The organism is Planctobacterium sp. AWM4_229, assembly GCF_056160305.1.
On the sequence record NZ_JBSWWX010000009.1, the window covers coordinates 90,973 to 106,657 of the forward strand.

At 48.0% G+C, this 15,685-nt stretch carries 1 protein-coding gene; it reads right to left on the reverse strand.

From position 1 onward, the window contains the following. Positions 1 to 120 precede the first annotated feature (120 nt). Positions 121 to 15,684 carry an Ig-like domain-containing protein gene (locus ACXAGP_RS19110; protein WP_475263212.1) on the reverse strand — a complete coding sequence of 5,188 codons (15,564 nt, stop codon included), beginning with the start codon at positions 15,682 to 15,684 and terminating at the stop codon, positions 121 to 123. Between the last annotated feature and the right edge of the window lies 1 nt (position 15,685).

Below are 15,685 nucleotides of genomic sequence, written 5' to 3' on the forward strand. Positions count from 1 at the left end.
CCCTCCATTAAATAATTCAATTAAAAATAGATATTTTAATTCAAAATAGCTTTAGTAAAGTGATCGTCGAGCAATAAAAAAGGGCACTCTGTGCCCTTTTTCAAAATTGCTTTTGCTCAGTTAACGACGACGCATGCTATTAACCATCTCAGCTAATACTTTGCGACGCCAGGCCACCATTAGCAATACCAATAACCAGAAGGCATTGATGGCACCACCACCGGACTTATTATTCACGGTAACCACTTCCACTGGTTTAGCAGCTACTGTTACCGTCACTCGCCCTTCATCGGTGAGCTCACCATCGCTTATCACATAGGTGATGGTCACAGTGCCGCTGAAGTTCGATGCCGGTGTAAAGCTCAAGGTATTGTTGCTATTAACCACAACACTACCTGAACTGGCACTGGCACTCACAACAGACAACTCATCGCCATCAATATCCATGTCGTTATCCAGTACAGCAATAGTTACCGAAGTTTCAAACTCAGTAGAGACGGTATCATCCAGAGCCTGAGGCGCCTGATTACCATCCACTACCACTGATACCGTTGCAGTTGCCGTGGCACCGAAGCTATCGGAAACCACATAAGTAATAGTGGCTAAGCCATCGAATCCACTCATTGGCGTATACAACAGGGTGTTACCTGCCGTGATACTCACCGTACCAAAGTCTACGTTAGCAGAGCGGATTGTCAGTTCATCACCATCGATATCGATGTCATTCGCTAATACATCAATTTCGATTGCGACGTCATCTGTCGTGCTGGCGCTATCACTTCTGGCCCCCGGTGCACGGTTACCATTAATGGTTATAGTCACCTGGGCACTGCCCGTACCGCCATTTCCGTCACTCACTGCATAGGTAAGTACTTCTGTGCCAACGAAGCCGTTGTCAGGCGTGTACATAATGGTATCGGTTGCCGTGATATCTGCAGTACCAAAGCTACCATCGACACTTTCAACACTCAGTGAATCACCATCGTCATCACTGTCATTAGCCAGTACATCAATCTCGATAGTCGTATTCCACTGCATGCTGGCACTGTCATCCTGAATATCCGGTAGACTATTGCCGGCCAGAACCACTGCTACACCACCCGGGTCAGAGACGGCGCCATTCACCAGGCCATCATCATCATTGATGCCACCATCCAGAATTTGCAACTGCACACACCAGTGACCTTCTGTCAGACCTGCAATCCAGCGGGAGCTGCCCGGAGGTGGACATACGCCTTTAGAGCCGCGAGCTGAGAATATCTGGTTGTTGTCATTGATAACAAAATCATCCCAGCGCTCATTTCTGACACTGTATTTACGATAAACTGCATTGGCCGGTACCGGACGGGTTTGCGGTAGCACTACCGAAGCGGTTTGCCCTTCTTCAGGTAAATCGTACAGAATGAAATCAAAGATGCCGCCAATGTTAGTGGCCTCAGTATCTTCTGGTAATCCCTCTGCTTGTAAGATAACGCGTTCGCCACGGCTATTGTAGGCCGCGCGCCCAGCACCATCAGTACCGGTGATCACTTCCAAACCATCTGAGCTGTTCAGGGCTGAGGTAGAACCCTGACGCAAGCAAACACCAGGCTCACTTTCCACAAGGAACTCATCTTGGGTGACAGCTTGTTCTGGCACCACGTTACAGTCGTCAATTGCATCCAAATAATCCGGAATACCATCACCATCTGCATCGGCATAACCTTCCTGATCATCCGGAATAAGGTCGCCATCTGAATCCAATGTGTCCGACAGTACCTCGAGTGTTTCAACCACTTCAATGAATACATCTGCAGTATTAGACAACACTGGCTCACCATTGTCGCTGGCGAATAAGGTTACCTGGTAGATACCAGTTGCCACATCAGATGGACGGAAAATAAAGTTATTATCCGAATTACTCAAATCCGTTAATCCGGTACTGCTCCATTCTACCTCTAGCGTATCTTGAGGATTAGCATCATTAACAGTGCCGATAATACGAACATTACCTTCATCTTGTGCAACGGTCAGTCTATCATCACCACCTTGTTGAACAATGAGCGTTATCTCAGGGGCAATATTATCTTCGGAAATAGTCACTACAGATTCATTGTTAGCGCCCAGGTTCTGCCCACTATTGAGGGCAAAGATAACCGTTTCACCACTTTCCACCTCATCATCAGCGAAGACATTGAAGGTAATGATCTGCTCTCGGCCACTGGTAAAGGTCACGCTGCCGCTCTGGGCATCGTGATCAACACCTGATGTAGCAGTACCGCTTACCGTATAGCCCACAGTTAGCGGATACACTGGCGCATCACCGTTGAGTATTACTCTCACATTAACCGTGCTGTCTTCTTTCACGATTTTGTCCTTACTCAGTGAAATCAGCGGATTAACGTGCAGTATTTGCGAGTCGGTAGTTGTGGAACCAAAGCTGTCTTCGGTAGTCCAGAACACTTTTTTAGCGCCCGGCTTGAAGTTGCTCGAACCACGTACCAAAGATACTGGTAACGGATTACCATCTGCGTCCGTAGCACTCGCTACACCAAGATCCACCTCTGTAAACAGACCTTCTGCATCAACTGTGAGATCAGCCGGGACAGTCAGGACTGGCTGTCCGATACCTGCCACGCCATTAATGGTGAGATTCACCCGCGCTTGCGCACTACGACGGGCACTGTCTCTAACCGAGTAAACCAAATCAACATCACCGATAAAGCTAGCGCCCGGATTAAACTGAACCTGATTGTTAACGATAGAGGCTACACCGATATCCGGATCTACGCCTTGTAAGGTCAACACATCACCCGCTGTTGCAATATCTGCATCGGTATCATTGGCAAGTACATCCAGTACATAAATACCCTCACCGTTTTGATCGACATTGAAGGTATCGGCAACAGCCACCGGACGGTCGTTGATATTGTTCACGGTAATGCTGACCGTGGCATTTTCAGAGTTGGCTTCGCCGTCATTCGCTTGATAGACGAAACTGTCACTGCCATTAAAGTCTGCATCAGGCGTATAAACCCAGCCTGAAGTTGTCTCTGTCAAGTCACCATTGGCGGGTTGGGTAAGCACAATCAACGTTAAGTTATCGCCATCACCATCCACCACATCTGGCGTTATAGCAATACTGCTGTCCTCATCAACTGTAACGCTGCTATCAGTAGCCGCTGGTATGGCATTAGCATCCGTTACTGTGATAGTGAATCCAGTCAGGCTTGCGCTATCAGTTCCATCAGTTACCGTCACCACTATGGTGCCAGTTACTCCAACATCATCAGAGCTCGGCGTACCGCTCAGCGCGCCAGTATTAGCATCAACTGATAACCAATCTGGTAATCCTGAAGCACTAAAACTCAAGCTATCCCCATCAGCATCAGTAGCAGTCGGCGTAAAGCTATAGCTCACTCCCTGTGTGATGGCTGTTCTCGGTGAACCGGAAATCACCGGCGCACTGTTGCGAGCTACAACCTCAATGCTAAATGCTTCCAAAGTACTGCTGCTATTACCGTCGCTGACACTGATAACAATATCACTATAATTGCCCACATTGCCTGCGACAGGTGTACCGCGAAGCGTACCTGTACGGTTATTAAAGGAGGCCCAACCAGGTTTGTTACTGATGCTAAAGGTTAAGGTATCGCCTTCGGCATCAGAGGCTACTGGAGTAAACAAATACTCATCATTCTGGAACACGGAACTGGCTGGGGTACCGCTGATCACAGGCGCATCGTTTAGCTCACTCACAGTGATACTGAAGGCCGCAAGACTTGCGCTCAGCTCGCCATCACTGACAGATATTACGATACCTGTGAAGGTGCCTACATCCGCCGTGCCCGGCACACCAGTCAATGAGCCCGTAGTACTATCGAAGCTAGTCCAACCTGGCTGATTATCAATGCTAAATGTCAAGGCATCGCCATTGATGTCTGACGCGGAAGGTGTGAAGGAGTAGCTTGAGCCTTCCGTGACTGCCGTGCCCGGAATACCGCTTATAGTTGGTGCAACGTTACCGCACACATCACAAACTTCAACATCGAAAGCCGGTAAGGAGACGCTGTCAAAACCATCGCTGACACTGATCACAATCCCAGCATAAGTACCAATATCGCTATCCTGTGGAGTACCACTTAACGTGCCCGTTTCACTGTCGAACGCCGTCCAGCCGGGCTGGTTTTCAATACTAAAGGTAAGTGTGTCTCCATCCGGGTCAGTGGCTTGTGGCGTAAAGCTATAGCTTTGTCCCACTTCTACGGCACTTACCGAGTTACCGCTAATTGCAGGAACTTCATTCTCCAACACATCAATATTGAACGCTTCCAGCACCGTTTCGTCAGTACCGTCTGACACGGTAATAGTAATATTACCGTAAGTCCCCACATCACTACTGCCAGGCATACCAGTTAAAGCACCAGTGTTGCCATCAAAACTACTCCAACGGGGCTGGTTCTCTATGGTAAAGGTCAGTGTATCGTTCTCGATATCAGACGCAGACGGAATAAACTCGTAAGTTTCTCCCACGCGCACTGAAGTGGCAGGCGAGCCCTCGATTTCTGGCGCATCATTAACCGCAAGAATATCGATGGTTACCGTCGCTTCTTCTGAGGTATCAACGCCGTCATTCACGGTAAAGCTCAAGCTATCCTGAATATCACTCACATTAGCATTTGGCGTATAAGTCACGCTGCTGCCATCTTGCTCAATGGTACCCGAAGCTGGCGTCTGAGTGATGGTATATGAGAGCGTATCCTCATCGGCATCTGTGGCCACCAGCGTGAAGGTTACTGCTGTATCTTCGTTGGTTTCGACATTGCTGTCAGTGGCCTCAGGGGCAGTATTCGCATCCGGATCCACAACTTCAATGCTAAAGGCAGTCAAGCTACTACTGAGGTCACTATCTGATACCGAGATAATGATGTCATCATAGGTACCAAGATCCGCTTCAGCAGGTGTACCACTGACAACGCCAGTCTCTGCATTGAGCGATAACCATGAGGGCAGATTTTCTGAGCTGAAGGTCAATGCATCTCCCTCAACATCGCTGGCCAACGGCTCGAACAGATAAGCAGAACCAAATGCCACTTGGGTATCGGGCTCACCAGTGATTGACGGTGCATCATTGACAGCACTAATAGCAATAGTCACGGTTGCAGCTTCTTCAGCACTCAACAAACCATCATTAGCACTGTAAGTAAAGCTATCTGAACCATTGAAGTCGGCCGAAGGTGTATAGGTGGCAATGTTACCTGCGATCACAACTTCACCATTGGCCGGAGCCGTAACCACTGAGTAAGTAAGATCATCACCATTAGCATCCTCACCGGCAAGAGTAACCTCTACGGCAACATCCTCATCGGTACTATCAGCCACATTAGATACCGTCGGTGCGACGTTTACATTTGGATCAACCACAGTAATGGTAAAGGCCGTCAAGCTTGCCGAAGCATCGCCATCAGAGACACTGATCACTATGGCATCAGAGGTCCCTACATCATTGCCTGTCGGCGTACCAGTTAACGCACCTGTAGCATTATCAAAGCTCGCCCAAGAAGGTGTTGTTTCGATACTGAAAGTCAGAGTATCACTGTCAACATCAGTGGCAGTTGGCGCAAAGCTGTAAGCATCACCAATAGAAACCGACGTTTCCGGTGTACCAGAAATAACTGGGGCATCATTAACCGCTTCAATAGTAACAGTTACAGCAATGGAGTCCGTCAGGCTGCCATCCGATACCGTGACAGTGAAGTTATCTGTTCCGCTCACATCAGCCTCAGGGTCATAAGAGACTACACCACTATTGCTGACACTAACCACTCCAAGTGACGCGTCACCCACAGACCAGGTAAGCGAGTCTTCATTGGCATCGCTGGCACTCAAGGTTAATGCAAAGGCTGTAGGCGAACCATCTTCGCTCATTGTTACAGAAGTACTTTCGCCTTGTGCTATCACCGGCGCTTCGTTGAAATCGACGACGGTTAAGGTGAAGGCAGCCAGGTTAACTGTCACTGTGCCATCATTAACACTCACTACGATGTTTGAATAGGTGCCAACATCATCGCGAGTCGGTGTACCGTCGAGACCACCACTTCCACTGTCAATTCGCAAGAATGAAGGCAGATTAGAAGCGCTGAAGCTAAGCGTATCGTTATCATCATCACTTACTGTAGGCACAAAGCTATAAGCATTACCCACCGTCACTTCAGCCGCTGGCGTTCCGGATATCACCGGCGCGTCGTTGGTATTGGCAACAGTGATAGTAAAGCTTTGGGTATCCACGGCACTGCTTGTATCCGTAGCGGTTAACACCACAGAGTGACTACCCACATCGCTGTTTTCCGGTGTACCTGACAATACGCCGCTAGAACTATTGAAAGATAACCAATCCGGTAATGTCGTGGCGGCCAACGTAATCGTGTCGCCATCATCAACATCGCTGGCTACCAGCGTATAACTATAAGCGCTATCTTCATTGACCGAGGTAACCGCGGTAGAGCTAATCACAGGCGCATCATTGGTATTGGCGACGGTAATGGTAAAGCTTTGAGTAGCAGATAAGCTGCCTGTATCGGTTACGGTCAGTACAACACTATGGCTTCCAACGTCATCATTCTCTGGAGTCCCAGACAGAACGCCAGACGAAGAGTCGAAAGATAACCAAGAAGGTAATGTCGGTGCAGCGTACGTCAGACTATCACCAGCATCCACATCAGTTGCTGTAATAGTGTAGCTATAGGCAGAGTCTTCGGTAGCTGAAGTCACTTCCGTAGAGGTGATTACAGGTGTTTCGTTGACGCTGGTAATACTGATACTAAATGTCTGACCGGTTAATTCTGAGGCGCTATCTTCGCCACCATCAGCTAGCGAGAAGATAAACTCGTCAGAGGTAGTTTCGCCACCGTCATGAGTATATTGCACATCTCCGTTGGACAAGTCTGCCTGAGTGAAGGTGCTATTTGCTGACAGTGTTTCAGCTGAATCTGCAGCATCATCACCATCTGCATCCAGGAACAAGGTACCGTTAGTCACCGCTGTAGTTACGGTGAAGGTGAGTTCAGTTCCGGTATCATCGGGGTCAGAATCGGCAAGCAGGCTGGTAGTAATCACACCGGTTGCACCTTCATCCACAGTCAATCCAGTATTGGTACCTATGGTCGGCGCATCGTTCACTGCGGTAACAGAGATACTTGCGGTATCAGTGTCGCTTGAGAACGCCGTATCGCCACCAGTACTGCTGACATCGGCCGTTGAACCATTAGTTCCGCTTGCCTCATCCCAGGCTCTGAATGTAATGGTAGCAGTGCCATTAGCATCTTCATCCGGAACAAAACGGATTTTGTTATTGGTGGAAGAAGACGATAACAAGCGTGCCGCTGTCGTGCTGGTTAAGTCCACGGATGAGCCGGTGGTGCTGGTGAAATCATTCCAGTTAGTGCCGCCATCTGTCGTGTACTGCCAAACACCATCGCTGTTATCAACGTTAGTCACCACAATAGATTCGGTAGTTTGGGCCGCTTCTATATTATCGATACTGCTATCAACCACAATCGATGCCACGCTATCACCGGAATTATCCGTATCAGCAACGTCTTCCTCGATGGTGGTCAAGGTTGGCGATTGGCTATCATCTAACGTTGGGGCATCATTAACCGCGGTAATAGTTACCGTAGTTGTATCGCTTGAACCACTACTAGACAGCTGACTGTCACTGAAAGTCCAATCCAGCTGCACACTTGTAGTTGGATCTTCGGAGGTATTCTCGTAAGTAATGTTCTGCAGTACTTCATTCACCAGTGCCGTTGTTGGCGTTGTAAGATCACCACTAAAGGTAACGGTTAACGTACCACTACTGGATGAGAAGCTGGCAAATTTATCACCAATACTGTCGGTAATATCAGTGCCGGACACAGCCATTTGGCTACCGGACACTACGGCGAATGTATCGTTGCTATCAGCACCACCGTTACGAGCAATGGTTAACGTAGAATTAGTATAGTTACCGCTACTACTATTCTCAGCATCATTCTCACTGTCAGTAATGGTTACATCACTATCCAGCGTTACAGCAGAGTCATCTTCGGTAAAGTCCGCTGTTCCACCCAAGCTTGAGAATACCGGGGCGGTGTTATCATCATCACTGATAGTAACGGTAACTTGCTGAGTGGTACTTTCTGAGGCACTACCTCCGCTCACACTATCTACGTCGATAATAACCGTTTCATCACCTTCGCTGTCGCTATCATCTACTGAGGTAATGATGGTTGTAGCATCTGCACTGGTATCACCTTGGCTAACGGTAACAGAGGTACTGGCCGTATTGTTGTAGTCTGCACCACTCGCCGCTGCCGTAGCAGTACCTGAGTATGCAAAATTAACCGTCACATCTTCATAAGTGGCATTTGACAAAGTTATTGTCGGGGTTGAGGTGCCACCATCTTCATCGATTGTGCTGTTATCCACACTCAAGGTAACTGTCGGTGCTGATTGTGCATCAGTAATGGTAATCGTCTGAGTAACCCCTGTGGAATAATTAGCATTCCCCGTGATGAGGCAATCAATCGTCACTATCACAGTTTCATCACTGGCGGCATCAAACAAGGTATCTGCAACCCCTGTCACCGTGAACGTGCCACTGGAATCGCCGCTGCTTATAGTCATTGTAGAAGCACTAGAGGTGTAATCTGTCGTACTCGTCGCCGTACCTGTGAAACTGAAGGAGAAGCCAATATCCTCAGGCCATTGGTTATTTAAACTATTAGTCAATGACGCGGTTAAGGTAGCCACGCCACCATCTTCCGAGATAGTCGTCGTATCGGCAGACAAGACCAGATCTGGGATATTGGCGTAGATGGCATCACCAGACTGACTAATTGCAGTGGTGAACGCCGAATTACTATTACTTGAACTATCCGTCAACACAATACTCACTGGCACATCGCTCGAGGCAGCGTAGTCGGTACCGCCGTCGGAAACGGTAAAGGTGGCCGTATACGTAGTATCGTTAGTTTTACTCAGGCTGCCCAAGGTATATCCAGCAACGGTACTACTACCCAGTGAATAGGTATCAGAATCAGAATTTACCGTAATGGTTGCGGTTACTGTATCACCGACCTTATGGCTGGTGTTGTTAATGCTCACATTACTAATAGTAGGCGCAGTGGTATCCTGCACGGTTATATTGAAGGTTTGCCCGGTAACCGAACCAGAGTTCTGGTCGGCGACACTAAAAGTGAAGGTGTCGCTGGTATTCACCGCGCCAGCATGCACATATTGCACACGGTCATTATTGATATCATCTTGTGTAAAGGTATCATTTGCACTCAGGCTAGAGCTTGAAAGCTGTAACGCACCAACGGTAGGCACTGCGGTTACTGTATAGGTAACATCGCTGGCTCCATCTTCTGTATCACTGGTAGACAGTGCACTGCTACCGATAGTGATACTGCTGCCCCTTTCTACCGTAACGCCGTCATTAGTATCCACACTCGGGTCATCATTCACTGAATTAACCGTAATTGAGGCTGAATCACTCACGGAAGAAAACGCCGTGGTATCGCCATTGGTAGAAGCATCAGCAGTAGAACCTGCCGTTCCAGAAGATTTATCCCATGCGCGATAGGTGATGGTGGCTGTGCCGTTGTAGTCGGCATCCGGTGTAAATCTGATTTTGTGAGTGCTGGCTCCCGACAAGGTGCCATCTAACAATCGAGCAGATGATTCGATGTCTACAGATTGTCCAGTAGTTGCAGAAAAATCATTCCAGCTAGTGCCGTTGTCAGTACTGTACTGCCAAACACCATTGCTATTATCCACAGTGACAACCGCTATCGCTTCAACCGCTGAGCCATCAGGATCAGTGATGGAACTGTCAGTTACCATAGTTGCGACATCGGTACCAGTATTACTGCTATCTTCAACATCTTCGTCGATGGCCGTTAAGGTGGGTGACGCAGAGGAATCCAGCACTGGGGCATCATTTTCTGCCGTAACAGATACCGTTACCTGGTTGGTCCCTGTACTATTGGCCGTGCCATCATTGAATGTCCAATCCAGAACAACACTAGAATCTGGTGCATCGGAGCCATTGCTATAGGTAATAGCCTGCATGATGGAGGCAACAATTGCCGTCGTTGGGATATTGCTGCTATCTGAGAAGGTAAGTACCAATGTACCACTACCATTTGTGGTAACCGTACCATAAACCAAACTGTTATAAGTCAAGCTACCTGAAGCGGTTAGCGCTGAAAGATTGCCACTTTCGCCAAACACATCATCGGCATCAGCGCCGCCATTGCGAGCAATTGTTAAGGTAGCACCGCTGTAGTTACCAGCTGAGCTATTGAGTGCATCCAATTCGGTATCTGAAATGGAGACATTATCGTCAAGTACCACTGCAGAGCCATCCTCAGTAAATGCAGGGGTATTGTCCAGACCTGAGAAAACCGGTGCGTCGTTAGCGTTCTCAAAGGTAATATCGGTATCGCTGCCATTATCTGCCACGGCGAGGATATTAAGATTACCACCTGCACTATCCGACAAGGTAATCGCCACTTCAACCGCACTGAAATCGGTGGCATCCGTATCGATTTGCAGTGTATTGGAATCACTAAAGCGCACATTCGACGTTGTCAGACTGGTAACGCCAGTGATTTTAACTGTGTCGCCTTCTGAAAGATCAGCGATAGTATCGCCATTTAAATCCGACGATGAGCCAGAGAAAATATCATTGCCATCAGAGCCCGTCATGGAATCGGTGCCCGCACCAGGAGAGAGCGTATCTGCACCTGCGCCACCGTTAAGTGTGTCCGCACCCGCATTACCATTAATAGTATCAGCACCATCACCGCCAGATAAATTATCTCCACCAGCACTACCATTGATGGTTTGCGAGCTGGTAGAACCAGTTACCGTAAAGCTGTCGCTGGCAGAAGTTGTAGCCGTTAAGGTTTTACCATCCACATCCGTTGCTGGGATGGTAATGGTGATACTACCACCACTACCTGTCGCGAAGGTTTCTACTCCACTTAGATTTCCGCCTGTCACCGTACCTGTTGCGGTCAATGTCAAGGTATCAGAGCTTGAAGCGCTGCCATCAATGGTGCCACTAAAGGCATTCAATTGAGCGACAGTGAGTGTCAAATCATTAGAAGTTGAACTGTCCAATGTCAGATTTGTGAACCCTGATAACGTGGCTGAGGCAATGTCATTAGTTCCATCAGACACTACAGTATTGGCAACTGTACTATCAGCTGTGAAAGAGCCGCTAAAATCAGTTGTACCGATATCCAATGTAATGGCGTCAGAATCTGAACTCGCAGTAAAAGTATTGCTGTTGTCTGACCCTACAGTTATGGTGCGAGAATCAGAACTATCATCCTCAATAGTGTAAGTTTCTACAGTCGTCGAGTTTACAGTGAGGTCACCAGTCCCACTGATAGTAATCTCCTCACCGCTTACGCCAGTACCTGCTGCAACTATTGTGGCATCGTTTAGTGCATTATATTGGGCAGCAGACAGAGTGACACTAGCCCCGGACGCCAATGATAGTGATCCTATGTCAGTTAGCGTTCCCCCAGAAACATCAGCCGAGTCTGCTAATAATAATAGGTCTCCATTGGTAGTTTGGCCTTCTAAGGTTCCAGTATAGGTTATGCCCGGTACGGAAAAGGTAATGACATCAGTGCTGCTAGTAGCAGATACATCAGTAGCTGTATCGTTAGTACCCAAGGTAATAGTTCGGGTATTCGTGGAGTCGTCTTGGACACTGTAAGTTTCAATAGCACTACTATTCAGCGTACTGATATCGCCATCACCGGAGACGGTAATTTGCTCTGTTCCTGCTGCAGTGATAGTGCCATCAAAATCTGACAGTTGCGATGCATCCATGGTGACAGTCGCGCCTGATGCAAGGGTAAGATTTTCAAAATTCGAGGTGGTAGCACCGGCCACACTGGCACCATTGGACATACTCAGTGTATCGGTGCCATCACCGGGATTCAGCGTGCCCGTCGCGGTTAACGTCCCAATATCGATGCTATCATCACCTGTGCTGCCAGTAACGTTTTGTGCTGCCGCACCAAGGGTAATATCGTTAGCTACACTAAGAACATAGGTCTCTATGGCACTGTTACCTGTAAAGCCATCAGTGGCTGAGCTAATGGTGATTTGTTCTGTACCCGCAGCTGTAATGGTTCCAGTAAAAGCATCGTGTTGTGCTTCAGTCATAGTGACTGAAGCACCGGAATCAATGGTCAGATCGAGAATATTACTGCTGTCTATTGTGGCACTAGCAATACTACTACCATTGCCCATTTGCAGAATATCATTGCTATCTTCACCATTAATGGATCCCGTAATTGACAGGGTACCAATGTTGAACGTAACAACATCATCCGTATTTGAATCGCTAATCGAAGTAACATCTGAACTTAATGTAATTGTTCGGGTATCAGTCGAATCATCACCTACTGTCCAGTTTTCAATATTACCTAAGGTGGTAAAATCATTATCTCCACTTATCGATACGCTTTCAGTGCCGGAAGCTGTAATGGTTCCATCAAAATCAGAAAGTTGTGAGGCGGCCATGGTAACAGATGCCCCACTAGCCAAAGTCAGGTCTTCAAAGTTAGATAACGTTGCGCCAGCTACGGAAGAACTATTCACCAAAGACAGTGTGTCTGTGCCGTCATTTGGATTTAATTCACCCGTATATGAACCGCCCCCCAAGGTGATGGTGTCATCATTAGTACCCGAGCCTGTAATATCTTGTGCTAGGTGACCGGTGTCGGTGCCAAGTGTAACTGAGAGTGCAGCGCCAAGAACATATGTTTCAACGTCAGCATCAGTGCTTACAGCTCCATCACCATCAGCTGAGCTAATAGTAATTTGATCAGAGCCTCCAGAGGCAGTTACACCTGAAGAAAAACCATCGTGCTGCGCTTCGGTCATGGTGACAGAACCAGTCACATCCACTGTCTCAAAACCGGCGATACTGCCAGCTGAGGCGATAGACGAACCCGTGGCCATTTGCAGAACGTCAGATTGGCCTGAACCACCATCCAGGTCACTGGTGGCAGATAAGGTCAATGTACCAATATTAATCGTCTGGCTGGCAGCATCTGAACCTGTCACATCCTGTCCCGACGCCCCAAGGGTAAAAGTGTACGCATCATTTAACGTATAGGCTTCGATATCCGCATCACCTGTGACCGTATCATTATCGTCAGAAGTGCTAAGAGTAATAGTTTCTGTACCTGCTCCCGCGGTGATACCGCCAGTAAAGCCATCATGAACGCTTTCTGTCATGGTGGCAGAGGCATCGTCATTAAGCGTTAATGCTTCAAAGCCGGAAAATGAGGTTAATGCCGTAAAATCTGCAGACTGGCTAGCCGCGATAACGATGGTATCCGCAGTCGTTTCCCCTGCACCAGTTGCTGTGGAGCCCGTCATGTGCGAGCCGTCAGTAATGGTTAATGTCTCGTCACTGGAATCAAACGTGAAGGAAGGACTAATATTGGCGGGCGTACCACCTGTATTAAACCCGGCAGCCGTCGTTGAAGCACTGGTAAAGGAAACCGTATGAGCAGTACCGGAGGTGTAAGTCGCTACATTTCCGTTACTCCCGTTACCATTGCCGGAGTCATCGACGATGTCGGTACTGGCGTCCAAATCTAGTCTAAACGTCCCTTCGCCTTCAATAGGGGTAACCGTCACGGTATACGTCGTATTGCTACCTGAAATGCTATCAATTGTACCTGTGGCATCACCTGACACATTAGTCACTGAGAAATCATCGGTGGTAACATTACTGGCGTTTTCATCGAAAGTAACGGTAAAGTCTACGGACGTGGCATCATCCGCACTACTTTCGGTAATAGATTGAACAACCGGCGGGGATACGTCAGAAGTGGTTTGACTAATCGGACCTTCAGGAGATGCCTGTAAATTCGGTGATGTCTCGTCATCTTCTGCTACAACATAAATATCGTAAGCCACACCTTCGGTTAAGCCACTCAATACCAGCGTATCGGCAGCAGCTGTTACTGCCTTGCTATTAGAAGAAGTAGCGGCGCTGTCGGATGCATCCGTTCCTGCTTTGACTTGGGCTGAACTTGGCGCACTAGCACCATCGGCAAGCGCTACAGCATAAACCGTACCCGCCTCATTGATATCCACATCCAAAGTAATTGAGGTGCCATTTTCAGAATTAACACTGGTGGCTGAATCGTTGGTGGGTGCAGTGACATCGGGCACGGTAAAGTTATAGGTGGTGGTATCCGATATCCCGGCAAAGCTGTTCCCAGTAGTATCATCAATGGCAGTAGCCGCTATCTGAATGTAATAGCTGTCGTCCTCTGTTAAATCAGAAGACGGATTAATGGTAAGCACTGCGCCAGAAATACTGGCCTCTGCGCCCGGACTAGCAGCATCAATAGTCACATCGGCATTGTCACCGGAGTCGTAAATAACGATATTCCCGGTACCAAATGCGACATCTTCATCAAAGGTGATCACGAAGTTGGAGCTTGCCGATACTGTCGTGTTGCCGTCAGTGGGATTTAAACTGCTTACTGTAGGATTGGTTGTGTCATTGACGGTGATCGTAAACGCTTCCTGGTAATCATCAGTACCATCGTTCACATTGAGACAGATACTGTAGCTCCCAGCGGAGACAGAACCACCTGTCTCTAAATCATCATTAGTGTTGTCTACCTGAAAATTGCCATTATCTGCGCCATTGGTGCCATTACATGTGGTACCCGTAGTGGCCAGTGAGTAAGTATGCGAATCGCCACCATCAGAGTCAGTTACAGATAGATTACCCACCACAGCTCCGGCAGACGTTGCACTGTCGTCGATTGAAGTGCTGTCCAACCCAATATCGGTGGGTGCACTGTTAGGTATCGACACACTGAACGTTAACCCCGGTGTTCCCCCGGCTAACGAGGTCGCAGCAAGTGGTGCATCATCGGTAACAGGACCGCTCCCCAGTGATAATGTATAGGTGGCATTGTCTGATTTATCCCAGGTTCCGCCAGGTGGAGTGAAGGTATAATCCACCACCATTGTGGCTGTGTTACCTCCCGAAACAACGTTAGTTGAGGCTAACGTCATTGATGGTGATACAGAGATATCATCTGTACCAACAGACGATGACAGAATAACGTCGCCTGAATCCGAATAAGTAACCCTAACCACATAGGTACTTGCCCCCGCAGACGAAACATCATCAGCGGTGGTCACCGTGGCTGCTGGCGCAGAATTGCTGGATGGGCAATCAGTGTCTTTAGTACAGGAAACGCTTGGTGCATTGGTACATGTAGATTCACCCGTATCACAGGTTCCAACAAATTGCACCATTGACTCAGCAGTCATACCGGTGGCAGATAGCCCATCTCTGGGGCTGTCTGATGCACCAGAGATAGTATTACCAACAAGCCGCTCCAATGGAATCAACTTATTGCGTTTGAAAATTCGCTCTATCGTTTTCTCGTCAATAGGCTTAAATTTGCTTTTGGCATCAGTTTCAGGTTCTGCTTTATCAACTTGTGCCAGTTTTTTTGAGTTAGTTGCTAGTGCGCTTTGACTATTTTCTATAGGCGCAGAGGCTGAAGCCATAGTGACATTAATTACTCCAGCAGTCACAATTAAAGGGAGGCTGCGTTTGAATAATTTAGCGATTTGATTCATTTCCATA

Excerpts from the sequence above, each read along its gene's own strand:
- ACXAGP_RS19110 (WP_475263212.1), bottom strand. The coding sequence starts at position 15,684 with ATGGAAATGAATCAAATCGCTAAATTATTCAAACGCAGCCTCCCTTTA.